We start from the raw sequence: 24,416 nt of genomic DNA, 5'->3' as shown, positions 1-24,416 counted from the left end.
TTCACTCCACCGGCTTGGGCCGCTCGGAGTGTCCGGTCAGGAGGAACGGCGCCAGCCAGGCGGGGGTGACCTCGGCGGCGAAGGCCACGCCCTGGGCCTCGCCGACGTCGAAGGCCGAGTAGCCTCCGCTGCCCGCCCCGACTCCGGCGGTCACGGTCAGCACCCGGGCCTGGCGTTGGAAGGGCGTCTGGGTCAGCTTCCAGCCGACCACGGCGCGTTCCTCGATCACGACCTGGGAGCGGCGCAGGGAGCCCGACCTGACGGACAGGCGGGCCCCGTCGTAGGCGTGGCCGAGCGAGCGGTAGCGGTCGAGGCCCAGCGGGACGCCGAGCACCGCCAGGAGCAGGGCGACGGCGGCGGGCCCCCACCACAGCGGCGACCACACGAACCCGGCCGCTCCCGCGCAGACCGCGACCACGAGCCACGGGAAGACCGCCCTGAAGAGCCTGCGCTTGCGCGCCGCGGGCGGATGCGGCCGCAGCCGGGAGATCGTCGGGCCGACCGCCTCCCCGACCACGTCCAGCGCCTTCGACCTGGGCACCACGGGCAGCAGCTGACCCCGGGTCTGCGAGTCGCCGAGCCCGGTCACGACGGCCCACGCCCTGGCGACCCCCGCCCAGCGTTCGGCGACCCCCTCGACCAGCTCGAACCCGCGCACCCTGCGGCGTTCGAGCGAGACACTCCTGCGGGTGAGCAGGCCGCGCCCGGCGACGAGGTACCCCTCCCGCACGCGCAGGGTGAAGTCCCAGTTGAACACGGCGTACATGACGCCTCCCGCGACCGGCATGGCCAGCACGAGCAGCACCAGGGCCACGAGCAGGACCACGGGGTGGTCCCAGAGCCACTCCCCCGCGCCGACCAGGAACCGTCCGTCGACGCGTAGCTCGTTGCCCCACTGGAAGGCCAGGCCGACCGCACCGGCCGCGAGCGCGAACGGGGTCAGCAGGTAGGCCCCGGACAACGGCCCGTAGGCCAGCCACCGGCGCGGCACCACGAAGAGCACCCGCTCGGCCTGCGGCCGGTCCACCGGCGTGGAGGCCCCCTCCTGGTACGGCCCGGCGGGCACGGCCACCGGGTCACGGCCGCCTTCGCCCGTCTGCGCGCCGGTCCTCGCGTGCCGGAGCAGCACGGCCTTGAGGCGCTCCGCCTCCGCGACCGTCACCCCGTCGAGCTCGCCCTCCTGCTTGTCCTCGCCGCCCGCGCCCGTGTCGATCTTCAGAACCGCGATGCCCAGCAGCCGGTGCAGCGGCGGGTTGCTGACGTCGACGCCACGCACGCGCTCCAGCGGGATCGTCCGTACCGACCTGCTGACCAGGGCCCGGGTGAGTTCGAGCCTGTCCCCGGCGACCCGGTAGGTGAAGGTGGCCCAGCGGACCACGGCGTAGGCGACGGAACCGGCGACGCCGAGGGCCGCCCAGAGGAAGGAGCCCGGCGAGAAACCTCCGACGAACAGCACCCCGGCCAGCGGCAGGAAGAGCGAGGGGAGCATCCTGATCGGCTCGGTCAGCAGCACCTTGGGGCTCAGCCGCAACGGCGGACCCGGGAGCGGGGCTTCCGGTCCCTGGTGGATCCCGGGGCTCGGAGGCGCCTCGTCCTGACCGGTCACGTCGCGTCGTCCCTCAGCTCCTCGGCCCGCCGCGCGAGCTCCTCGGCCAGGGCCGCGGCGACCTCGTAGTCGAGGCCCTTGATCGTGGAGGACCCGGCGTGGGAGGCCGTCCGGATCTCGACCGTGGCCAGTCCCAGGACCCGCTCGAACCAGCCCTGCGCCTTGTCGACCGTCTGGATCCTGCTGACCGGGACGAACGCCCACTCCCTGCTGATCCAGCCGGAGCGGGCGTAGACCACGTCCCCGGTGAGCTCCCAGCGGTGCACGGCGTAGCGCCAGAACGGCTCGGCGATCGCGGCGGGGAGGGTGGCGAGCGTCACCAGCACGGGCAGCCACCAGATGTTGCCGAGCACCCATCCGGGCAGCCAGGACCAGCGGTCGCCGTCGATCCAGCGCGTGAGGAGGAACGACCCCCCGATCAGGACGACGGACCAGAACAGTCCCTCGAACAGCCACAGCGCGATCGCCTTGCGGGAGACCGCGTTCGCCGGGGCCCGCAGGGGGACCCTCAAGGGGTCACGACCACCCGTGCCGGGCAGGACCGTGGCCGCCCTCGCGGGTTCGGCGTGCTCTTCGGCGTGGTCGCTCACGGTGCCAGCCTAAAGGGTTCCGTCCCAGGGGGCTGACCCGTCATGCCCGCGTTGTACGGCTTGGCCGTACGGTGCCCTCTGGCGTCGCCCCAGAGGGCCGTGGGGAGGCCGGAGGAGCCGGGGCGCGGGGAAACACGACCCGCAGGTTTCCCGAGCGTTCACGGCGCTCCCGCACCGGAACTCCACAGGATTCACAACCGGACCGGGCCGCCCGTCAGAAAGACGGCCGCCCCGCCGCGGCGAGGCCGTGCCCATACCTTGATCGTCGATCATCGGCGCCGGATATCGGCAGGTCGGGATGGATGCGAGGGCTCCGGGGCACGAGCGCCTCCTCTCGCCGGGGTGGCGGCCCCCGGACCGGGAAGCGCTTTCTCCACCTCGGGTTCGTGTCCGATTCCCGGGTTTTTCCGCGCCATGGAACCTCGCGATCCGGTCTGCGCATCTGCCAGATCCGCGTAGCATCATCGGGCATGGGGCAGCCGAACACGTATACACGCCGCCCGCGACCTGCCGTGGGGACGGCACTGGCCGCGGCGTTCGTCGTCGTTGCCTCGGGCTGTGGCCTGACGGGCGGCTCCGCGTCCGCCGACCGGCTGCAGCTGGAGCCGATCAGTGTCTCCAGCCCCCAGTTGCGGGACGGCACGGCTCTGCCCTCCGACTACTCGTGCAAGGGGTCGGCGGGCAACCCGCCGCTGCGGTGGTCGGGGATTCCGAACGACACCAAGTCGGTCGCGATCGTGGTCGACAACAACTCACGCACCGGTGGAGAGGTGAACTGGGTCGTGTTCGACATCGACCCGCGCACCAACGAACTGGCCGATGACAGCGTCCCGGTCGGCGCCGTGGAGGGAAGCACCACCAGCGGTAAGACGGGGTACAGCCCGCCCTGCCGCGACAAGGAGAGCTACCGCTTCACCGTCTACGCGCTCAACGACCGGATCGAGCTTCCCAAGGGCGCCTCCCTTGAGAAGACCCTGAAGAGCATCGCCTCCAGGACGATCGCCTGGGGCCGGCTCACCACGACGCACATCGAGTGACAGGTCAAACACCGGAGGTAGTAATGGTTACCGATTCTTCACTTAGGGTGTGACAACGCTCATAGTGGTCCGACACAATCAGATCCAATGTCCGTGCGCAGGTGATGCAAGGGGGCAGGTCGCGTCGATGGCCGCGCGACCTCACCGGCGCCGCTGGAAGGCCATGGCCTTGAGGGTGGTGCAATGATCGCGGTCGTAGCAGGTCTGGTCGCCGTCGTGCTCCTCGTGCTCGTCGTCGTGGCACTGGGCATGCGGTCGATGAACCGCAGGGAGAGCGCGCTCCCCGCGGAACGCCTTCGCGAGTTGGAGGAGAAGGAGGCGCAGACGCCCGCCTTGTCCATCGACGACTTCGCGACCCGGGAACCGAAGATGAAGCACTTCAGTCCCGACCTGACCCCGTTCGACGAGCCGAAGCCGCCCCGTCCGCCACGTCCCGCGGGTTCGCGAGGGAAACGCGGCGTGAACGAGTTCGGCCAGGCCGACGACTACGACGACGACTACTGGACGCGGCTCCAGGCTGACGAGGGCGGTTTCGGAGGGTCCTTGGCAGCCAAGATGGGCGCGAGCCGTCCCGCGTCGGAGACGCCGGGCCGGCCGCCCGCGGCCCCGGTTCCGCCGGTCCCCCCTGTCGTCCCGATCGCGTCCTCGGCCGCCGACGCGGTGACCGTGCAGGCCCCGCTGCCGAACAGGCCGCAGGCCCCCAGGCCCGCGCAGGTTCCCGTGCCGCCGCCCGCCCCGGCCGTCGCCTCGGCCTCGCTGCCGTCCGGCCTCGCCGACCTGATCGAACCGGTCCAGCCGAACCCGGCCCCCACCGCCGCCGCGCTCGCCGAGCAGAAGACGGTGACCTTCGCGGCCCCGACGCCCGGCGCGTTCGGTGAGCCCCGCACGCCACGCTCCCGCAGGAGCGGGCGCGCCGCCGCCGCGAACGCCGCGGCCGGTGGCAACACGGGCCCCGGCCCCCTGCCGGGCGCGCCCACGCGACCCGACCCGCTCAACGAGCCGCTCGCGCCCCGCCCGCGTGGCGCCGCCGGACGTGGTGGGGGCGGGACCCCCGTACGGGAGCCCGGGGCCGGGCAGGTTCCGCCGCCGATGCCTCCGATGGGCCCGACCACCAGCGGTGGGTTCCCCGCCGCCAACTTCCCCGCGGGCACCACCCCGAACACGGCTCCGAACACCGTGCCCGGTGCCGCCCCGGCGCCCGCGCCGTACGGCTCCGGCGGTGTGCCCGAACCGTCCGGGCCCGTCGCGGACAACCCGTGGGCGCGGGCCACCTCGCCCACCTCGGGCGGCTGGCCCGCGGCCGGCGGCCCGGACATCCTCGACGATCCCGGACCGTCGTACGCCTCCTACCAGAACCCGGTGTACGGCGCCCCCTCCGCCGCCCCCTCGGCCACCTCCTACGAGGTGAGCACGGGCTGGGCCACCATCGACGACGACGCGCTCACCGGGCCGACCCCGGCGATCTCCACCCCGACCGCGCCCTCGAAGGCGGTCGGCTCCTACGACGAGCAGCCGCGTACGGCGGGCAGGCCCTCCGGCGGTCAGGGCTACGAACCGGCCCCCTCCACCGCCTGGCCGGAGCCCGCCCCCGCCCCCGGCGGCGGTGCGGGCACGGTGTGGCCGAGCTACGGCGATCTGTACGGCACCGGCGTCCCCGAGGTCGCGACGACCCCCGACGGGCAGGCGGGTCCCTCCCCCCGTGGCAGCCGTCACCGGGCCCAGGAGCCCGACTACCCCGACTACTACCGCTGACCGATCCGTCCCGGCGTCCGTAACAGGCCACGCCGGGCCACTGAACCGCGAGGCGTCGGCAGCGTAGTGTCTGCCCATGGGGACGAACACGAAGAGTGACATCGCGCTCACCGCAAGCACCCTCGCCTCCGTAGTGCGTCATGACCTTCCCGCCTCCCTGGTGGTCTTCCTTCTCGCGGTGCCCCTGTCGCTGGGCGTCGCGGTCGCCTCCGGGGCACCGCCCGCCGCCGGGCTGGTCGCCGCGGTGACGGGCGGGGTGGTCGCGGGCCTTCTCGGGGGCTCCGCCGTCCAGATCAGCGGCCCCGCCGCCGGGCTGTCACTGGTGGTCGCCGAGTTGATCGCCGTGTACGGATGGCGGGCCACCTGCCTGATCACCCTGCTGGCGGGCGGCCTGCAGCTGCTGCTCGGCACCTTCAAGGTGGCCCGCGCGGTGCTGGTGGTCTCCCCCGCCGTAGTGCACGGCATGCTCGCCGGGGTGGGTGTGGTGATCGCCCTGGGCCAGTTGCACGTGGTGCTCGGCGGCGCCCCGCAGCGCTCCGCCGTGGAGAACCTCGCCGAGCTGCCCGGTCAGATCGCCGCCGTCCACGGTCACGCGGTCCTCGTCGGCCTGCTCACCGTCGGCGTCATGCTCGGCTGGAACCGGCTGCCCCGGCGATCACGGATCGTGCCCGCGCCGCTGGCCGCCCTGGCCGTCTCCTCGGCGACGGCCCTGCTGGCCGGCTGGGATGTCACCCGGCTCGATCTGTCGGCCGGTCTGGTCGGCTGGGTGGCCCCGGTGTGGCCGGAGAGAGACTGGCACGGGATCGTCGCAGCGGTGCTGCTGGTGGCGCTGCTGGCCGGGGTCGAGTCGCTGTTGTGCGCGGTCTCCGTCGACAAGCAGCGCGACGGCGGGCGCAGCGACCTGGACAGGGAGCTCGCCGCGCAGGGTGTGGCCAACATCGTCAGCGGCGCGCTGGGCGGGCTGCCCGTCGCCGGGGTCATCGTGCGCAGTACGGCCAACCTGCGCGCCGGGGCGCGCAGCCGCTGGTCGGCGGTCCTGCACGGCCTGTGGATTCTGCTGTTCGCCGTCTGCCTGTGGCAGACGATCACGCTGATCCCCGCCGAGGCGCTGGCCGCCCTGTTGATCTTCATCGGCGTCCGGATGGCCGATCTGCGGCGTCTGCGTGGCCTGCACGGGCACGGGGAGATCCCGGTCTACTTCGCCACCATGGCCGGGGTCGTGCTGCTCGGTCTTCCCGAGGGGGTCCTGCTCGGCCTCGGTCTGGCCGCGCTGTCCGCGCTGCGCCGCCTCACCGGGGTGACGGTCCGGGCCAGGCCCGAGCCCGACGGCCGCTGGCACGTGCTGATCGGCGGTTCACTGACCTTCCTCGGCGTGCCCAGGATCGTCGCGGAGCTGCACACCGTTCCCCCCGGGGTGGCGGTCGACCTCGACCTGAACATCGACTTCATGGACAACGCGGCCTTCGAGGCCGTGCACGCCTGGCGGCAGGAGCACGAGCGCGGGGGCGGCAGCGTGGACGTCGACGAGCTTCACGACGAGTGGTACGCCATGGCCGCAGGCGGCGCCAGGATGTTCCCGGCGAAGTCGCCACCCCGTGACCCGGAGCGCTGGTGGCTGCCCTGGGCGCACCGGCGCGGTCCCACGCTCCCGCCGGCCGGGCCCTCCCCTGCTGGGTCTCCACCGGAGCGGGCCGGACCGGCCCCGGCGCCCGACCACCTGCTCGCCGGGGCACGGGAGTTCCACCGCCGTACGGCGCCGCTGGTCAGGCCGTTCCTGCACGCGATGGCCCGCGGGCAGGACCCCTCCCACCTCTTCATCACCTGTGCCGACTCCAGGGTCGTGCCCAACCTGATCACGGCCAGCGGGCCGGGTGATCTGTTCACCGTCCGTAACATCGGCAACCTGATCCCCCGCTGGGGGGCGGCGCCGCGCGACGACTCGGTCATGGCCGCGATCGAGTACGCGACCGGCGCGCTGGGCGTCAGGACGATCACGGTCTGCGGCCACTCGGGCTGCGGGGCGATGGCCGCGTTGCTCGGCGGCGGCGAGAAGGCCGCGGGGCTGCCCTCGCTCGGACGCTGGCTGCGTCACGGTGACCGCAGCCTGGCGCGTTTCCTCTCCGATCCGGACGCGGGAGCCGATGAGGGGGCGCTCGACCGGCTGTGCCGTACGAACGTGATCCAGCAGCTGGAGAACCTGCTGACCATTCCCCGGGTGGACGAGTTGGTCGGACGGGGGCGGCTGGAGCTGGTCGGCCTCTACTTCGACATCCCCACGGCCCGGGTCCACGTGCTCGGGCCGGCACCTGGCCTTGTGGATAGACATCCGTAACCCCAATTCGGCCACCATGCTTTTCCCGGTTGGTGTGTGGGTCATTAACCTTCCCGTCTCCGTCTGATTCCTCCGCGCTCATCGAACCGAGTCCTTGGCGGCCTAGCGTCCGTGGTTGCCTCCCACAACCCTCCGTGCATGAGGAGTGACGCATGTTCCGACTGCTCCGACTGTTCCGACCCTCCCGACGCAGGGCGCTCACCGCGGCGTCCGCGGCCGTCGCCGTCGGCGGCGCGACCGTGTTCGCGGCCGTCTCCCTGTCCACGGGGGTGGCCAACGCCGCCTCCACCACCTTCACCCCGGTGGCCGACACCTATGTGGACAACAGCCACACCGGCACCAACTACGGCACCTCCGGACAGCTCGGCGTCGACGGCTCCCCGGTCAAGCGGTTCTTCCTGCGGTTCACCGTCACCGGCGTCACCGGCACGGTCGGCAACGTCAGGCTGCGCGTCCACACCGACGACGTGAGCGGCTCGGAGAGCGGCAGCGGCGGCACCTTCAAGGCCGTCGGCAACACCACCTGGTCCGAGACCGGCACCACCTGGAACAACCAGCCGTCCATCGACGGGGCCACGCTGGGCACGCTCGGCTCGGTGGCCCGTAACTCCTGGTACGAGCTGGACGTGACGCCGTACGTGACCGGCAACGGCACCTACAGCATCGGCGTCACCTCCTCCAGCTCGGACGGCGCCGACTACGACGCGCGGGAGAGCGGGTCCTCGACCGCGCCCCAGCTGGTGGTGACCACCGACACCGGTTCGACCCCGACGCCCACGCCGACCTCGACCTCGACGGCCTCCGGTGACCCGGTGCTCGTCGGGGCGGGCGACATCTCCAACTCGGGCTCCGGTGACAGCGCGACCGCCGCGCTGCTCGACTCCATCCCCGGCACGGTCTTCACGCTGGGTGACAACGTCTACGACAGCGGCACCACCTCGGAGTTCAACACCTACTACAACCCGACCTGGGGACGGCACAAGGCGCGGACCAGGCCGGTGCCGGGCAACCACGACTACAACACCCCCGGTGCCTCGGGCTACTACGGCTACTTCGGCACGTCGGCGGGCGACCCGTCCAAGGGCTACTACTCCTACGACCTCGGGGCGAACTGGCACGTCGTGGTGGTCAACTCCAACTGCTCGGCCGTCGGCGGCTGCAACGCCGGGTCCGCGCAGGAGCAGTGGCTGCGCGCCGACCTGGCCGCGAGCACCAAGCCGTGCACGGTCGCGATGTGGCACCACCCGCGTTACACCTCCGGCGCCAACCACTCGCCGGACACCTCGGTCGCCCCGATCGTGCAGGCGCTGTACGACAACAACGCCGACCTGATCCTGACCGGTCACAACCACCAGTACGAGCGGTTCGCGCCGATCAACCCGGCCAACCAGCTCGACAACGCCCGTGGCATCCGGCACTTCGTCGTCGGATCCGGCGGCGCCAGCCACTACTCGTTCGGGACGATCCTGCCCAACAGTGAGGTCCGGAACAGCGACACCTACGGCGTCCTGAAGGTGACCCTGCACGCCGGCGGCTACAGCTGGCAGTTCGTGCCCGAGGCGGGCAAGACCTTCACCGACAGCGGCACCACCGCCTGCCACTGACGACGTGTACCTCTCCACTCTCGACAGGAACCGGACCGCCGGCGGCCCCGTCAGGGCCGTCGGCGGCACGGTGCTCGCGCTCGGCGCCGTCAGTCTCGTCACGGACGTCTCGGCGGAGATGGTGACCGCGATCCTGCCGCTGTACCTGGTCGTCGGGCTGCAGTTCAGCCCGGCGGCCTACGGCGTCATCGACGGCCTGTACACCGGCGCGACCGTGCTGCTGCGGCTGGTGGGCGGATACGTCGGCGACCGGGTCAACCGGCACAAGACCGTCGCCGGGCTCGGCTACGGGATTTCGGCGTTCGCCAAGCTCGGGCTGCTCGCCGCCGGAGCCTCGGGGCCGCTCATCGGGCTGATGATCACTGCGGACCGGGCGGGAAAGGGCCTGCGCACGGCCCCCAGGGACGCGCTGATCACTCTCGCCACCCCGCAGGACCGGCTCGGCAGGGCCTTCGGGGTGCACCGGACGATGGACGCGACCGGCGCCTTCCTCGGGCCGATCGCCACGCTCGCCGTGCTCGCGCTGGGGAACGGGGCGTTCGGGCCCGTCTTCGTGACGAGTTTCTGCGTCGCGCTGCTCGCCGTACTGATCCTGGTGTTGTTCGTGCCCTCGGCGGCCGGTCCCCGTCCTCGCCCGGCCGAGGTCTCGTGGCGGGCCGTCACCCGGCTCGGACGTGGCCGTCTGCTGCCCGCCGCGTGCCTGCTCGGCCTCGTCACGATCGGCGACGGGTTCGTCTATCTCGTCCTGCAGCGGCGTGTCGAGCTGGGGATCGGCTGGTTCCCGATCCTCGCGGTCGGTACGAGCCTGGTCTATCTGCTGCTGGCCGCGCCGCTGGGCAGGCTGGCCGACCGGATCGGACGGCTGTGGGTGTTCGCCGGCGGGAACGCCCTGCTCGCCGCCGTCTACCTGCTGCTGTACGGCCCGCTCGGCGGCCTGCCGCTGGTCGTCACGGTGCTGGTTCTCTACGGGACGTTCTACGCGGCCACCGACGGCGTCCTCATGGCGCTGGCCGGTTCGGCGTTCCCGCCCGAGCTGCGCGCCACCGGCATGGCCCTGGTGCAGAGCGGCCAGGCACTGGCCTACTCGGTCTCCTCGGTGCTTTTCGGCCTGGCCTGGCAGGCCTGGGGAGCGGGCGCCGCCTGTCTCGCCGCGGCCGTGGCGGCCCTGCTCGCCCTTCCCCTGACCGTCTTCCTGCTCACCAAGGAGTCACGATCACTCTCAGCCCGCGCGCACGTGTCCTCGTGACGGTCCTGGCGGCGCTGTTGCTCGCCGGGGTCGCCGTCACCTACACGGCACTGGCCGGGGACCGGCCCGTGTCCGCCCCTTCCTCTGGTTCGTCCGCCTCCTCCGGGGCTCCGGGTGCGGGGCCACGGCTGCAGGTGCTGACCAACGGCCTGTTGTCGACGGTCTCCCGTGCCGATCCCGGCGGTCCGCGCGAGGTCACCGAGCTGCGCTGCGACCGCGCCTACGTCGCGGGGGGAACCCTAGCCTGCCTCAAACCCGTCGGCCCGCTCAGCTCGTCCGGGCTGATCGTCCTCGACCCCTCTCTCAAGGAGCGCAGGAGTCTTCCGCTGACCGGCTTCCCGAACCGGCTGCGTGTCTCGGCCAGCGGCCGGATGGTCGCCTGGACGCTCTTCATCGACGGGCACTCCTACGCGACGACCGGTTTCTCCACCCGGGCGGGCGTCCTCGACACCCGCACGGGACGGCTGGTCTCCTCGCTTGAGGACTTCTCGATCACGCTGGACGGCAGGCCTTATCGGAACTCCGACGTCAACTTCTGGGGCGTCACGTTCGCCTCGGACGACAACCGCTTCTACGCGACGTTGTCAACGAACGGCCGTCGTCACCTGGTCGAGGGCGACTTCGCCGCAGGGACCGTCAGGACGCTGCGGGACAACGTCGAGTGCCCGTCCCTGTCCCCCGACGGAACCCGGATCGCCTACAAGTCCGCCGTCGACGCCGATCCGAAGAAGGGCTGGCGGCTCTCGGTCCTGGACCTGGCCACTCGGCGTGTCACCCCGCTGGCCGAGACCCGCAGCGTGGACGACCAGGCCGTCTGGCTCGACGACCGGACCGTCGCCTACGCGCTGCAGACCGGTGACGGCACCAACAACGTCTGGTCCGTCCCCGCGGACGGCACCGGGGCTCCTCGCCTGCTCGTCCCCGGCGCCGGTTCCCCCGCCCCCGCCTGACCTCACGGAAAACACCGGCGCGTTCCGCCTCCAGGCGGGGCGCGCCGTTCCGTGCGAATTCCTTTTTCTCGTTCCGCAGGAGGAATGCCTGCGTTTTGGCGCCGCACAGGCGTTTATTTGCGTTTCTGTGTAACACGGAGGGCGATCGCGCCATCACGAAGGACGGGCCGTACTCCTGCCATTCACCGACGCGCCTTCCCCAGCCGGTAAACGGAGACCGATCCGGTAAACATCCGCAGGCCTGTGACGTTCCTTACCCTCCCGGGGAAACAAGGGCCCGTCGTCCATACGCCGCTCATCCTCCCCTGTCAACCACGGAGAGCGTGTTTCTTTCCGTTCCGCGAATCACCGAAAATCACTTCACGCGCCCACTCGGAAGCTGACCGTGTAAACCATCTTCACAGTTGATTTTCACATGGGTTCTCAGTCATGCTGACTCGTCGGATCAGTTGTTTTCATGATGCACGGCGACGCGCGGCATACGAAAAGGCCTTGGTCTGAGACGGCAGGACAGGCGTTCCATCGATTTCCGCATTCTTGGAGTCACGGCTTGTAATGCTCCGTGCCCGCACGCCGAGAACGACGCCAGAGGAGAATTTGTTGTCACTTCGCTCTGATTCCCGGGGTCACGGAGGACCGCGGTCACGGCGGCTCGCCGCGGCCCTGCTCGCCGTGGCCGTCGGCGCGCTGTCCGGCGTGGTCGCCGCGAATCCCGCCTCGGCCGAGCCCGCCCCGGCCTACGACCACAGCAAGGACAAGGGCACCGCCCTGGGCACCCACGCCCCCCTGCCCAAGGGCTTCTCCACGACCGAGCTCTCGGTGAAGTTCAAGCCCGGCCTCGCCGTACGGCTGCGCGGGCAGGGCCTGGTCGCCAAGGACTCCGGAGACGCCGCGGACATCCAGAAGGTGCTGGCCAAGTACAAGGACGCCTCCATCAGGCCCCTGTCCTCGACCTCCGAGACGAAGACCACCGAGCGACGGCTCCAGCTGGAGAGGAAGACCGGCAGGCAACTGCCCGACCTGAACTCCTGGTTCGTCGTCACCGCCCCCAAGAGCGGCGTCGAAGGTCTGCTGAAGGACCTCAACGCCCTGCCCTCGGTCGAGATCGCCCAGGCCAGGACGGTCCCCGTCGCCACCTCCGAACCCCTGGCCTCGTACCAGAGGTACCGCAACTCCGCCACCTCCACCGCGGGTGTCGGCGTCGACGCCGACTACGCCAACGCCCAGACCGGTGGCAAGGGCGACGGCATCACCGTCACCGACATCGAAGAGCAGTCCACGTACATCCCCTACTTCGGCCCGCAGACGATCGCCGCGGGTCAGGACCACTCGCTGCTGATCACGAGGACTCCGGCGCTCGGGCAGGTGTGGGCCTGGGGCGACAACAGCCAGGGCCAGCTCGGCCTGGGCAACACCACGGCCAAGAAGGTCCCCTCCCAGGTCCCCGGCCTGACCGGCGTCACCTCCGTCTCCGCGGGAGACGACTACTCCCTGGCGCTCAAGAGCGACGGCACCATCTGGGCCTGGGGCGACAACAGCCAGGGCCAGCTCGGCAACGGCACCACCACCGACAGCACCGTCCCGGTGCAGGTCACCGGGATCTCCAACGCGGTGGCGATCAGCGCCGGTCTCGGCCATGCCCTGGCCGTCCTGTCCGACGGCACCGTACGCGCCTGGGGCGACAACAGCCTGGGACAACTCGGCTACGTCGGCCCCGACTCCCCGGCCGCCGTCGCCGTCGCCGGCCTCACCGGCGTCCGCACCGCACCGGACTCGGTCGCCGCTGGCGGCGTCCACTCCCTGGCGCTGATGGCCGACGGCACTGTCAAGGGCTGGGGCGCCAACGGCATCGGCCAGCTCGGCGACGGGACCACCACCGACCGTGCCACCCCCGCCGCCGTCACCGGCCTGACCGGCGTCACCCAGATCAGCAGCCGGGGCGACCACGCTCTGGCGCTCCTGTCCGACGGCACCGTCAAGGCATGGGGCGACAACAGCGAGGGACAGCTCGGCGACGGGACCACCACCGGCCGGACCACCCCGATCGCCGTCCCCGGCCTGACCAACGTCAACAGCATCGCCGCCGGAAGCAAGCACAGCGTCGCGACGGCCGAATCGGCCTCCTGGGCCACCTACGCCTGGGGTGACAACAACCAGGGACAGCTCGGCGACGCAACCACCGTCGACAGGTACTCCCCCACCGTGATCCCGGCGACCAGCGGCATCGCCGCGGCGGGCCTGGCCCACACCATCACCAAACTCGCCCAGACGTTCCACGTCTGGGGTCTCAACAGCAGTGGCCAGCTCGGCGACGGAACCACCACCAACCGTCACGCCCCCGTCGAACTGATCGCGTACACCAACCGGTGGAACCTCTGCCACGAGGACCTCGCCGGACGCGTCGCGACCGGTCAGATCGTCCAGGTGCCGTCCGCGTTCGGCGACCCCTGCACCAACGACCTCTCGATCCGTCACGGCACCGCGGTGGCCGGGATCATCGGCGCCCAGGACGACAACGGTGCCGGGATGGCCGGCATCGCGCCACACGCCACCCTGCACCTGTCCGGCACCGCCGTGTTCGACACCGTCGCCTACGCCACCGCGCACTCCCAGCCGGGTGACGTCATCCTGTTCGAGATCGCCCTTCTGGGCGGATCCCGGCAGTACCCCTGGGAGTACGACAGCAGTGTCTACGACCAGATCGTCCTGGCCACCGCCGCCGGAATCACCGTGGTGGAGCCCGCGGGCAACAGCGGTATCAACCTCGACGACTCCACCGACCCCTACGTCGCCGCCATCATGAGCCGCCCCGACTCCGGCGCCATCGTGGTCGGGGCGGGGACCCCGCCCAGCCCCAGCTGTGTCGGCACACCTCCCTCCGCCGACCGCACCGCGCTGCCGCTGTCGTCGTACGGCGTCCGCGTGGACGTCCAGGCCTACGGCGAGTGCGTGGCGTCGACGACCGCTCCTGGCTGGCAGGACCTGACCCCCTTGGAGACCGACCCCAACAAGACCTACGCCGGTGGCTTCGGCGGCACCTCCGGCGCCAGCGCCATCGTCGCCGGAACCGTCGCCTCCCTGCAGGGCGTCGCCAAGGCCAACGGCGGCGTGCTCACCCCCGCCCAGGTCCGCGACACCCTCAAGCTCACCGGTACGGCCCAGCCCGCGAGTGACCCCCACCGCATCGGCCCGCTGCCCAACCTGCGCGCCGCCATCGACGACATCCTGACCCCGTAGGACGTCAGTTCATGCGAGCGGGGCGCCCGGGAACCGCTTCCCGGGCGCCCCGTCCTGATCCGGGGGGCCGCTTCCGGCCCGGTCATGGGGATCTCCGGTGTCCGCGAGACGGCCGTCTCCACGGCGTGAGCGGACGGCGACGACGAGGCCGGTCAGGGTGAGCAGGGATCCGGCGAGGTAGAGCGACGACGGTCCGAGGTCGCTGTCGATCAGTCTTCCGCCCAGCCAACCGGCGAAGGCGGCGGCGAGCTGGAATCCGGAGGCGTTGACCGCCACGGCCAGCGTGGGCGCCGTGCTCGCGGTGGACATGACCCGTGTCTGCATGCCGGGAATGACGGCGAACGCGAGCACGCCGATGACGAAGACCAGCACCGCCGCCAGTGCCTGGACGCCGCCGGCCACCCAGAACAACGCCAGAGCACCCGCCAGGACGGTCAGCAGTCCGATCAGCGACGGCATCAGCGCCCGGTCCGAAAGCCATCCGCCGAGGAAGTTCCCGACGACGGCGCCGCCGCCGTACACCAGCAGCAGGACCGGCACCGAGGCGGCCGGGAACTCGCTGACGCCGGTGAGCAGCGGGGCGATGTAGCTGAAGACCATCACGACGCCCACGTTGCCCAGCACGGTCAGCGCGATCGCCGACTGGACACCTCGGTTGCCGAGGACGCGCAGCTCGGACAGGACCGAACCGGTCGCGACGGCGGGCCGGGCGGGGACGAAACGCAGCACCAGCAGCATGGCCAAGGTGGTGAACGCGGCGACCGCCGCGAACGTCACCCGCCAGCCGAGGTTCTGACCGATGAATGTGCCCGCCGGGGTGCCGAGGACGATGCCGAGGTTCATTCCCAGCGCGACCTTCGCGACCGCGGACCCCTGCTTGCCGGGGGGCGCCGTCGACACGGTGATCGCGATGGCGACGGCGAAGAACGTGGCGACCACGAGACCCGCGCCGAAACGCGTGACCAGGAGGACCGCGTAGTCCGACGCCACCGTCGAACCGAGGTTCGCGGCGATCGACACCAGGAGAAGGCCGGCGATGAGCGGTCTGCGGGGCAGTCTGGCCGTCAGGACGGTGATCACCGGGCCACCGATGATCATGCCTGCCGCGTAGGCGGTCACCAGCAGACCCGCCGCCGTGATCGTCACCGACAGGTCCGAGGCCACCTCCGGCAGGATGCCGGCGATCACGAACTCGCCCGTCGTGAGGCTGAAGACGACCAGCATGAGAGAGAAGACGGACAACGACACCCGGCCTCCATATCCATCTAGTTCGTATAATACGAGTTAGAATTATCACAACTCGAAGCAGCCGGGCTACACTGATGATCAGGACAACGAGGTTGGAGTCGTCGGTGGACATTCAGATCGATCGTGACGTGTGCAAGCTCGTCCACCGGTTCACCCACCGGCTCGACGTCCACGTCCGGCGCGTCGCGGAGGAGCTGGGCATCACCGCGTCCCAGGTCATCGCGCTCCGCGAGTTGTCCGAGCCGATCACCGCCCGCGAACTGGCCTCGCGGATGTCCTGCGAACCCTCGAACGCCACCTTCGTCCTTGATCGGCTTGAGCAGCAGGGTTTGATCCAGCGGGAGCCGCACCCGACCGATCGCCGGGCGAAACAGATCGTGCTCACCGCGTCCGGCCAACGGTGCCGGGCCGACGTGATCGAGCGCCTCAGCGCCGAGTCGCCGCTGACCCGGCTCACCGCCGACCAGCAGGAGTCGCTGCGGAACCTGCTCCAGGCGCTCGTCGACCCGGCCTGACCCTCACCCCGGATCACGCGGGCGTCGCCTCGATCCGGCATTTCGGACCGAGGCGCTCCACCGGCGGCGGGGGCCGGGACGTCCGCCACGGCTCGTCGACGCGGTGACGGCACGCCCGACTTCTTCGCCTGCTGTATGGTCCTCGTCGGCGGAGAGGTGATCTCCGGCCGAAGCGTCAGCACACCCGAACTGCTCGACGAGCGGTGGGAGCGGTACGGGCCGCACACCGGCTCTCGTACCTGGAGGAGGTCCGGTCCAACCGATGAAGCCCGCTCAGACGGTCACGGTCGAGCAGGTGCGCAGGCTGGCCCTGTCCCTGCCCCGCACGCACGAGGCCCTGGTCCGGGACCGGATCAAGTTCCGGGTCGGGAAGATCGTCTACCTCTCCTTCTCCAGGGACGAGGAGCTGATGGGCTTCGCCTTCCCCAAGGAGGAGCGTGCGGCGCTCGTCGCCTCCGAGCCGGAGAAGTTCCTGATGCCGGTGCCGTCGGACGAGCGGTTCAACTGGGTCCGGGTCCGGATGGACGCCGTCACCCCGGCGGAGATGCGGGAGATCGTCGTCGAGGCATGGCGCATGGTCGTGCCGAAGCGCGTGGCGGCCGCCCACCTCCAGGGCACCGGCCCGTCCGTTGTCTCCACCGCGCCCGTCGCGGACGCTCCCACGCTGGACGGGCTTCGGGCGGCGGCCCAGGTTTTCAACGGGTTCACCAACGTCGACGCCGGCTGGCTGAGGTTCCTGGAGGCCACGGGCCCGGAGGCCGACCTGTCGCGTGCCGGCCACCGGGCCGCGCTGCTGCGCTGGCTGAACTCCTGGGGTTGCCGCATCCGCTACCCCCGCGAGGGCGAACCCGACTTCCTCGACTCCGGCCTCGCGGAATGGTGGCGGAACCGGGCCGCCGACCTGCCGTCGGTGAGTCTGGCGGCGCTCTCCGACGAGGAGATCGACACCCTCTCCCGGGCGTACGCGGAGCTCTCCGCCCTTCCCGTCGCCACGGGCCGGGCGGCCCGCTCGCTGGGCCCGACCGCCGCGGCCAAGGCGCTGTACGGCCTGCGGCCACGCGCCGTGATGCCCTGGGACGCCACCATCGCCGTACGGTTGCACGGCTCGCGCGACGGTGCGGCGTTCGGCGCCCACCTGCGGATGGGCCGGGCCTGGGCGCGGGCCGTCCTCCAGACGGCCGGGACGGACGAGGACGCGCTGCCCCTCCTCGTCGGACGGCCCTCGGTGTCACTCGCCAAGGTCCTGGACGAGTATCTGTACGTCACGATCACCATGACCTCCCAGGAGTAGGGGCCCGCCGTACGCCGACGGTCCGTCGCGTACGGCGGGCCCGCGGCCTCCGTTCCGCCGGGGCGGGGTTCTGGTTCCGCCGCCCCTGAAATGCGAGCCGGGCGGCGCCGGGGGCCATGACGGATCCGGTTGCCACCCCTGCGGAGGCTGCCAGCCCACGGGCGGAACCGGCCATCCGGGAGGCGAGTCGAACCGGTACTCCATCATGAACACCCTCCTCGGCCGTGTGCTTCACACAACACATGCCACAGGAGGACAGCCGCCCGAGCTGATCGGTTTACATCTGAGGGAGTGACCCGAGCGGCCAGGCCCTGTCTCCTCCTGCGGATTCGCGTGATCTACGCGGCCGACGGCGAAAAGCTCGATCACCCGCCTGGTCAGGGGTTACGCTTACGCGCGTTCCGTCGAGACTTCAGGAAAGCGATCGCCATTCGGTGATGTCGCCGCTTCACCTGGCGATACGGCGTGCGGAGTGATCAACGTTTCTTGCTCGTTCCGCGCACGCTCCAAAAGGATGGGTCATCCGGCACCTCACAAGGCGTGGGGCCCTACCCGCCATCGCACGCCCGCCTTAAATGCCCTGGACCGTTAATCCTCATCCGGGAAGTCGTCTTCGTCGAAGATGTTGATCAGCTCGAATTCGGGCGGGTCCTCCGCCGGCCAGAAACGGACCAATATCACCAAGCTGTCCCGTGGCCGGAACGCCCTGACGGGGAGAACGGGTTGATCATTTGCCAGGTCCTCGGGCGGATACCACCTGTCGCGCCAGGTCCCGTCGGCGATCGTTCGCAGAACCTCGCAGACCAGCTGCTGGTCGCCCTCCTTAGGCTTGGCCGATTCCCACCACCGCGCAAGTATTTGTTCGCTTCCCGCTTGGAGCCGGAGCTCCGCCATGGTCACTCCATGAGTCGGTTCAGCACCTCTTCGACGTCCAGCGCCTCGCCCGATCCGCGAGGGTCCCCGGGGGCGTTTTCCAGCGCTTCCGCATAGGCGGGGATGCCGCGCAAATGAACGGTCGCGAGCAGATTCTTTGCGAAATCCGTCAGGTGGTCAACGTTCCCTGTCCGCTCGAAGGCCAGTACCGCACGATAGGAACTGCGCAGAAGTTCTCTCTGCTCGGAGGGCCGAAGCACATCAATCGTCTCCATGGCCCGTTCGACCGCAGGGTCATCATGGGAAACAGAACCGGACGGGAAGAATTCGTCTTTCATGACCCCTTGCTCCATTGTCCGACTTCCTTCTGAGACTCAAGGGAAAACAGCGCCCACCGGCTTCCTCCGAAAAAGCGGATGGCCGGAAGAGGACAATTTCCCAGACAGGGTCCGCCAAGACCGAAGCACGTCGACTTCGTCGAACCCGTGTTCGACCCCGACAGCGGCCGGCGCCGGCCGTTCCAGGTCACCCTGACGTGACGGGACGGCTCCCGGTCCCGTTTCGACCAAACGGGTTGGTCTCGTGAACCAAGCGGGACGGACGGGCGTCTTCGTGATCGCCCTGGACGAAGGCGCCCCGGCCCTGCCCTGCGGACGCCTCACACCGGACCAGGGCAAGACCCGAAAGATCAATTGGGTGGAGTCGGGCGGGCGTTGCACCATCTGTCGGCGCCGGGTCCTGACTCCAGGTGGCGAGACAGACGATCCATCGATCTTCGGTGAAGGGTGCCGCATCATCGCCCGCGGGGTTTCCAGGCCAAGAGCCGGCGGCTCAGCACTCCGGCCGTAGATCGTGATCTTGTTGCTGGAGTGCGGTGGAGAGGGGGTAGCGGTCAGTCGTCGACGAGATCGAGCTGGGCAGCCAGGCGTCCGCTACCCAAGTCCTTCGAGACGGCGGGCGTCTTTGATCTCTCTGAACCTGGCAGCCGTCATCGGGGTCCACTCCCTCCTCTGCCCAGCCGCGCAGAGGGCTTCTCCAACCTCGCCGAGCTTCACGGAGGACAACGTGCCCGCCCGCTCGATCAGGTCGTCCCGGGCCACGGTGGTCAGCCATGTGCACGGAATAAAGCCTGGACGCGGGAACGCGAACCGCAGTACGCCTTCGAAGGGCAGTCCTTCCGGGGCTCCCACGGCCACCTCAACGCCCAGGCCGCTGATGTCGACGCCCGCTGGCGCAACGACCTGCATCACCTGAAACCCCGATGACTCCTCGTCCGAGAGCAGCACGACCGGGCGTCGCTCATCGAAGTCGACCCACCAGACTTCACCACGTTGCATGTGTCCTCCTGGCACGAGACGGCGGGCGAACGCTGCGTGCCCCGTGCGGGACACGGAAGGGGTACGGCCCCGTCTTCGCCCGTCGTGACCGAGGGGCGGTGAAGACGGGCACGGCCATCGTTGATCACCGGTGTGTGAAGACTGAAGATCATGCGGTGTCCGCGAGTCACAGCGTAGACCCTGCCCCCCGGCAGGAGGCGTTCGAGGTCCTGATGCCCCGGATCGCGGACCGGTTCGCGCGGGTTGAACCCCGGCGTCGGGTGCGGGGCCTGGTGCTGGGGCTGCTGCCGGACCTGCCGCGCAAGAACGCCGGAGCTCGCTGAGTGGGCCGGGCAGGCCAGTCCGCATGGAACGCGGCACCTGCTCGTCGGGGCAAAGCGGGATGCCGACGTCGTGCGGGAGTACGTGCTGGAACATCTGCACGACGACGATGCGGTGCTGGTCGTCGATGAGACCGGGGACGTGGAGAAGGGCACGCACACCGTGGGTGTCCAGCGCCGGTACACCGGCACGGCTGGGAGGGTCGAAAACGCTCAGGTCGCTGTCCACCTCGTCTATGCAGGCTGCCGCGGACACGCGGCGATCGAGCGCGAGCTGTATGTCCCGCGCTCGTGGACGTGCGACCCGGACCGCTGCCGGGCGAGGACACCGGCAAGGCCCGGCCAACCGGTTTTCCTACCCGATGTACGGCCCGGCGCCGTCGAGGAGGTGACCGAGCCGCAGCCGCGTCGACCGGCCGGAGCGGCGGAGTCGTCGTAGAAGCCGGTCCGGCGGGCCGTCAGGGGTCAGGATCCTATGGGGGTGGCTCCGGCCCAGACGGCTTCGAAGCTGTCGGTATAGGTCGAGACCATGTCCCCGCCCGCTACCTTGCGCAGGTGCATGACCGGGGCGTCGGTGGCGAACTTGCCGTAGACATGGGTGTTGACGAGAAGCTGATCGTCCCCGCGGTAGATGGAGTTGTACAGGATGGTGTGATGCAACCGGATCTCGATGCCCTCGACCTGCTGTAGGGGCCGGTAGAGCGTCAGGGCCATCCGGGTCTGCGCGGCCATACCGTCACCGAGGCCTTCGTCCGCACCACGCGGGGCGACTTCGAGCGCGTCCGGGTTGCCGAGCAGGACGCGGACGCGCACACCGGCCTCGGCCTTCTTGGCGAAGGTGCGCATGATGCCGGTGTCCTGGGCGATGAAGATGCCGCTGTAGACCAGTACGCCGATCTCTTCCTGGGCCGTGGAGAACAGACGTTCCCAGGTGTCCTTGGGTACGGCCCAGCGGTGCGGGTAGACGGTGACGAGTTCGCTTCCGGAGACCGCTGCGGCCTGTTGGGGAGTCAGCGCGTCCGGCCACAGATAGGCCTCCTCAACCCCGAGGAGTTTGGCGACCGCGAACCTGTGCTTTCGATACGGTATGCGGCCCTGGGTGATCCATCGTTCCACGGTCTTGGCGTCGACCTCGACGGCCTCGGCCAGCTCCACGATGGTGGTTCCCCGTTCGAGTAACGCCGTGCGCAACCGCTCGTTCGCCATCTCACCTGCCTGAAAGCCGGGGACGTCCAGGGACGTGGCAATCGTAGACCGGACGTCCTGTACATGTCCCGTCCTGTAGTGATCACGTCCTGCCTCCTCGTCGCACTCTCGATACCGCACGGCATCACCGGTGGCGACGAGAGGAGAGACAACAGTGATCAACCACATTCGGCCGATCGACGAGACGCCCGCCTGCGGATGCGGCGCGGTCCTGGAGGAGGGACGGTTCGCCTGCCTCAAGTGCCTGGCCCGGGAGCGGTGGACCCGCCGTCAGACGGCCCGGCGCAGGACGGCCGGCCGGCGGCGCGGTCAGGTACGGCGCCCGGCCAACCGCCCCCACGGCACCGCCGAGGCGGGGGTGATCCGGACGTGAGCGCGACCATGATCCCGCTGATCATCGGCCTGGTACTGAGCGCGGCGGTGTTCGTCGGCTACATCGTCGTCCTGGTCGGCATGCGCCAGGAGGACCGGCGCATGCGGCTCGGCGAGACGCCTCCGAGCCGGGCGGCGGCCCTGGCCCGCCGGGTCACCGGCTGCCACGTACGCGGGTGAGCGCGCTGCTCCGCCTCGACCTTTTCCAGCCGGGCCGACAGGTCGCGCGGGTGGCGCGAACCTCGGCCGGCTCATCGGAGGCCGACGGGGCCGGGGCGGCGTCGTCGCGGACGAAGAACCCCCGATCAACGAGTGGTTCCACCTGGCCGGTGTCTACGACGCCGAGGCCAAGACCGCGACGCTTTACCTCAACGGAGCCCCGGTCAAGTCCGAACCGGTCGCCCTTTCCCCGTGGAACGCCGACGCCACGATGACACTGGGCACCAGAATGGTCGGCGACCTCGACGACGTCCGCGTCTACCAGCGGACACTGCCCGATCCGGTCGTCGCGGTTCTTTACGGGAACGTGGGTGCACAGGTTTCCGGGTCCACTTCGAGCACTGGAAAACCGGCTCCGGCGGAGGGACCGAAACCAAGCGCCTCGACGAAGCGGACGAGCGGCCGAGAGTCGGCGGCGAGCGCGGGCGACCCCCCTCATTCTCCGCCTCGTCGTATGAACGTCTGAAAGTCAAGGAGTGCGCGGCACTCCGGCAGAGGAACGACCCCCACATTGACTACTGGCGTCCGTACACCTTCTGTTCCAGCCTTAACCACTACTTCCAGTGGTGGGAACTGAGGCCGGGGAACGGCACGCCGTTCTTCGACTCGCGTTATCTGTTCTTCACGGCGACGTTCGTTGCGCACTCCTACCTCGGCAAGTGGAAGCCGGAGGGGTCTGAGGTCCCGAGCGGGGTCACGTCGGACAACGTGCCGACGGGTTCGCCGAGGCTCCCGAACGACCTGGCGGTCTGGGCGGCGATCGACAATGTTTCGTGCGTGGAATTCGACGGAGACGACTGCGTCGAGGTCCTGTCCCTGAAGGCCAATCACGTGTCGACGAGGGACGGCGGTGACTGCAGCATCGTCTACGGCACCTCGTACAAGGAGGACCGTCACGGCGAACGGATCTTCCAGGTGGACCGTACGATCTCCAGTTGGGACGACCTCGACGACGACGGCCATGAGGAGAGCTTCGTCTATCGGTCCTATGCCGAAAAAACCGCCGCGAACCCGGACCGGCTCAGCGACTGTCATGTCCGCCCATGGGTTCGGCTCCATGCGATCGATCAGCGGAATTCCTCGAAGAGCTTCGTGATTCCGCTCTGGGACCGACCCAAGGAGGCGAGCGGCGTTGAAAACGACGCGGGCCCCTCTGTGCGCTGCGACCTCTCCATAACTCACCAGGCGTTCTACGGCGGATGCATCTTCAACCGGGTCAGCCGTATCCATCGCATGAGCCGTACGGACGCCCGGGAATCAAGCCGAGCAGTCAGGTCGCCCAGCACATATGGGGAGCCTGGCAGTATCCCGAGGCCACCAAACCCGAAAAAGACTTCCAGCGGCCTCGGCAGGACATCAAGAACAAGGACATATCGGGGTTCTGGACGACGAACAAGGGTTATCCCGGTAAGGCTCTCCATTTCGTCAACGAGGATGTCCGGACCGCGGACGGAAAATCCAGCACCCGCAGGCGGAACAAGAAAATGAAGGAAAAGGTTTGCAGAAAGGACTTCACATCCGCAGAGAAGGTCGGGAAACAACGCGATGAGTACCCCTTCTACAGCACCAGGGAAGGTGCTGTCCAGGGGTACGAGAACACCTTCAAAGACACGCCGGCGAGCTGGAACTTCTCCATTCTGCCCGTCGAAACGGACCACAACAAGAATGCCGGAAACCAAACATGGTTCTTAATGGCGACCCGTTCTGGGTGACCGCCAAGTAACATGTTCGGGCCGCCTCGCCGTTCGGGCGGGGTGGCCTCCGCATGCACCTCGAAAAAGGTGGAAGTTGAAGACGCCGACTCTCCTGTACGACTTTCTGAGAACGTACTGGCCGCCCGTCGACGACGGCTTCGCCGCCGTCTGGGTCGAGGGAACGGGCATCGAGGAGACCGCGAGTCGTCTGAGGGCCGATCTCGACAGTGCGACCGTGTGTCCTCTCAGAGGCATCGGCCGGGGGTTCGACGGAGACGATCGCCCGGACGACTACGCGGGCATCGTCCTGGTGGGCGAGTCCGGGTCCTGGACGCTCGCTGTGCAGATCCAGGGAATGGACGTCACCACGGACCGCGCGCTCGCGGAGCTCTCCCGCGACGGCGGCCGGGCGATCAGCATCGGATGGCACGCCAACGGAGGGCACACAACGACATACGCCGTCGACGGAACCGTAGTCTCCTCGGGAGACATCCGTTACGTCCCGCCTTCTCTGGAACACTACGCACAGGACCTGCGAATCCCCGATTTCGACGATGAGGACAGCGACGATTTCCCCATAGAGGAAATGATCACCAAGGTGCTGGTCGTCATCGGTCGCGCCACTGGACAGGAAATCGACGAAGACTGGCTGGAAGAAGATCACGTCCGCTACATCATCCCCCGGGACGCGTGGATGGACGACACCACGTTCTGACACCGCGTCCCGATCTTCCGGTCTCAATGCCATCATCCGGCTGCCCGGACGTGCCACAGCCGCCGCTGAAGGCACTATCCGCCGACGTCGTCGGACGCACGAGGCGCCCCGCTCGTGTTCACGTCCACGCTGGTGGTGGATGAGCCGACCTCCGCGTGATCCTGTTTCTGCAGGTTAAGAACTCCTAGCAAAATGGGTTCAGCGGGTGAGGCGTCGCCAGCAGATGATCACAAGCGCGAGGGTCATGAAGGCTTCATGGATGTCGTCGCGGA

21 protein-coding genes and 1 pseudogene are annotated in these 24,416 nt (G+C 69.5%); 15 read left to right on the top strand and 7 right to left on the bottom strand.

Going from position 1 to position 24,416, the window contains the following annotated elements; translation table 11 throughout:
* Position 1: 1 nt before the first annotated feature.
* Together ACFYY8_RS15205 and ACFYY8_RS15200 are read right to left on the bottom strand one after the other, a co-directional pair.
* Entirely contained in the window at positions 2-1,606 is a 1,605-nt protein-coding gene (locus ACFYY8_RS15205; protein WP_390041027.1) for a PH domain-containing protein, read from the bottom strand.
* Entirely contained in the window at positions 1,603-2,196 is a 594-nt protein-coding gene (locus ACFYY8_RS15200; protein WP_390041025.1) for a PH domain-containing protein, read from the bottom strand. Before ACFYY8_RS15200 ends, ACFYY8_RS15205 begins: the two co-directional genes overlap by 4 nt.
* A gap of 470 nt (positions 2,197-2,666) precedes the next feature.
* On the opposite strand from ACFYY8_RS15200, the gene ACFYY8_RS15195 reads away from it, so the two are divergent.
* The 7 genes from ACFYY8_RS15195 to ACFYY8_RS15165 all read left to right on the top strand — a co-directional run bounded on the left by ACFYY8_RS15195 (position 2,667) and on the right by ACFYY8_RS15165 (position 14,354).
* Positions 2,667-3,233 carry a YbhB/YbcL family Raf kinase inhibitor-like protein gene (locus tag ACFYY8_RS15195; protein ID WP_390041023.1) on the top strand — a complete coding sequence of 189 codons (567 nt, stop codon included), beginning with the start codon at positions 2,667-2,669 and terminating at the stop codon, positions 3,231-3,233.
* 183 nt (positions 3,234-3,416) lie between these two features.
* Positions 3,417-4,985 carry a hypothetical protein gene (locus ACFYY8_RS15190; RefSeq protein WP_390041021.1) on the top strand — a complete coding sequence of 523 codons (1,569 nt, stop codon included), beginning with the start codon at positions 3,417-3,419 and terminating at the stop codon, positions 4,983-4,985.
* Between the two features lie 76 nt (positions 4,986-5,061).
* A complete protein-coding gene (locus ACFYY8_RS15185; RefSeq protein ID WP_390041019.1) occupies positions 5,062-7,317 on the top strand; it encodes a SulP family inorganic anion transporter in 2,256 nt (751 codons plus the stop codon).
* A 152-nt stretch (positions 7,318-7,469) separates the two neighbouring features.
* Entirely contained in the window at positions 7,470-8,921 is a 1,452-nt protein-coding gene (locus ACFYY8_RS15180) for a DNRLRE domain-containing protein (protein WP_390041017.1), read from the top strand.
* A 4-nt stretch (positions 8,922-8,925) separates the two neighbouring features.
* A complete protein-coding gene (locus ACFYY8_RS15175) occupies positions 8,926-10,167 on the top strand; it encodes an MFS transporter (RefSeq protein ID WP_390041015.1) in 1,242 nt (413 codons plus the stop codon).
* Positions 10,164-11,117: a TolB family protein gene (locus ACFYY8_RS15170; protein ID WP_390041013.1), complete on the top strand. Its 954-nt coding sequence runs from the start codon at positions 10,164-10,166 to the stop codon at positions 11,115-11,117. The genes ACFYY8_RS15175 and ACFYY8_RS15170 overlap by 4 nt, the downstream gene beginning before the upstream one ends.
* 600 nt (positions 11,118-11,717) lie before the next feature.
* Positions 11,718-14,354: a S8 family serine peptidase gene (locus tag ACFYY8_RS15165; protein WP_390041011.1), complete on the top strand. Its 2,637-nt coding sequence runs from the start codon at positions 11,718-11,720 to the stop codon at positions 14,352-14,354.
* Positions 14,355-14,363: 9 nt separating this feature from the next.
* On the opposite strand, the gene ACFYY8_RS15160 is transcribed toward ACFYY8_RS15165, so the two are convergent.
* Positions 14,364-15,602 carry an MFS transporter gene (locus tag ACFYY8_RS15160; RefSeq protein WP_390041009.1) on the bottom strand — a complete coding sequence of 413 codons (1,239 nt, stop codon included), beginning with the start codon at positions 15,600-15,602 and terminating at the stop codon, positions 14,364-14,366.
* 104 nt (positions 15,603-15,706) lie between these two features.
* On the opposite strand from ACFYY8_RS15160, the gene ACFYY8_RS15155 reads away from it, so the two are divergent.
* Positions 15,707-16,117, top strand: coding sequence for a MarR family winged helix-turn-helix transcriptional regulator (locus ACFYY8_RS15155; protein ID WP_390041007.1), 411 nt, complete (start codon positions 15,707-15,709; stop codon positions 16,115-16,117).
* Between the two features lie 262 nt (positions 16,118-16,379).
* Positions 16,380-17,408, top strand: coding sequence for an MmcQ/YjbR family DNA-binding protein (locus tag ACFYY8_RS15150; RefSeq protein ID WP_390041005.1), 1,029 nt, complete (start codon positions 16,380-16,382; stop codon positions 17,406-17,408).
* Positions 17,409-17,996: 588 nt separating this feature from the next.
* On the opposite strand, the gene ACFYY8_RS15145 is transcribed toward ACFYY8_RS15150, so the two are convergent.
* The 3 genes from ACFYY8_RS15145 to ACFYY8_RS15135 all read right to left on the bottom strand — a co-directional run bounded on the left by ACFYY8_RS15145 (position 17,997) and on the right by ACFYY8_RS15135 (position 19,618).
* Positions 17,997-18,302, bottom strand: coding sequence for a hypothetical protein (locus ACFYY8_RS15145; RefSeq protein ID WP_390041003.1), 306 nt, complete (start codon positions 18,300-18,302; stop codon positions 17,997-17,999).
* A 2-nt stretch (positions 18,303-18,304) separates the two neighbouring features.
* Complete coding sequence (locus tag ACFYY8_RS15140; protein WP_390041001.1) at positions 18,305-18,619, bottom strand: hypothetical protein; 315 nt, start codon at positions 18,617-18,619, stop codon at positions 18,305-18,307.
* Positions 18,620-19,213: 594 nt separating this feature from the next.
* The gene (locus tag ACFYY8_RS15135) at positions 19,214-19,618 is read right to left on the bottom strand and encodes a type II toxin-antitoxin system PemK/MazF family toxin (protein ID WP_390040999.1); all 405 of its coding nucleotides are present in this window, start codon (positions 19,616-19,618) and stop codon (positions 19,214-19,216) included.
* Between the two features lie 212 nt (positions 19,619-19,830).
* Between ACFYY8_RS15135 and ACFYY8_RS15130 the strand changes: the two are divergent.
* Positions 19,831-20,260: pseudogene (locus tag ACFYY8_RS15130) on the top strand (transposase); the annotation flags it as partial.
* A 143-nt stretch (positions 20,261-20,403) separates the two neighbouring features.
* On the opposite strand, the gene ACFYY8_RS15125 reads toward ACFYY8_RS15130, so the two are convergent.
* Entirely contained in the window at positions 20,404-21,144 is a 741-nt protein-coding gene (locus ACFYY8_RS15125; RefSeq protein WP_390040997.1) for an XRE family transcriptional regulator, read from the bottom strand.
* 154 nt (positions 21,145-21,298) lie between these two features.
* On the opposite strand from ACFYY8_RS15125, the gene ACFYY8_RS15120 reads away from it, so the two are divergent.
* From ACFYY8_RS15120 to ACFYY8_RS15100, 5 genes are all read left to right on the top strand, one after another.
* Positions 21,299-21,517, top strand: a complete 219-nt coding sequence (locus tag ACFYY8_RS15120; RefSeq protein ID WP_390040995.1) for a hypothetical protein — start codon at positions 21,299-21,301, stop codon at positions 21,515-21,517.
* Complete coding sequence (locus ACFYY8_RS15115) at positions 21,514-21,696, top strand: hypothetical protein (protein ID WP_390040993.1); 183 nt, start codon at positions 21,514-21,516, stop codon at positions 21,694-21,696. The genes ACFYY8_RS15120 and ACFYY8_RS15115 overlap by 4 nt, the downstream gene beginning before the upstream one ends.
* Before the next feature lie 73 nt (positions 21,697-21,769).
* Complete coding sequence (locus tag ACFYY8_RS15110; RefSeq protein WP_390041637.1) at positions 21,770-22,201, top strand: LamG-like jellyroll fold domain-containing protein; 432 nt, start codon at positions 21,770-21,772, stop codon at positions 22,199-22,201.
* Between the two features lie 733 nt (positions 22,202-22,934).
* Positions 22,935-23,447, top strand: a complete 513-nt coding sequence (locus ACFYY8_RS15105; RefSeq protein ID WP_390040991.1) for a hypothetical protein — start codon at positions 22,935-22,937, stop codon at positions 23,445-23,447.
* A gap of 76 nt (positions 23,448-23,523) precedes the next feature.
* Complete coding sequence (locus ACFYY8_RS15100) at positions 23,524-24,144, top strand: hypothetical protein (protein WP_390040989.1); 621 nt, start codon at positions 23,524-23,526, stop codon at positions 24,142-24,144.
* Positions 24,145-24,416 lie beyond the last annotated feature (272 nt).

This window comes from Streptosporangium sp. NPDC001559 (genome assembly GCF_042893955.1).
Lineage (GTDB): Bacteria > Actinomycetota > Actinomycetes > Streptosporangiales > Streptosporangiaceae > Streptosporangium.
This window is presented reverse-complemented; position numbering and strand designations above follow the sequence as displayed.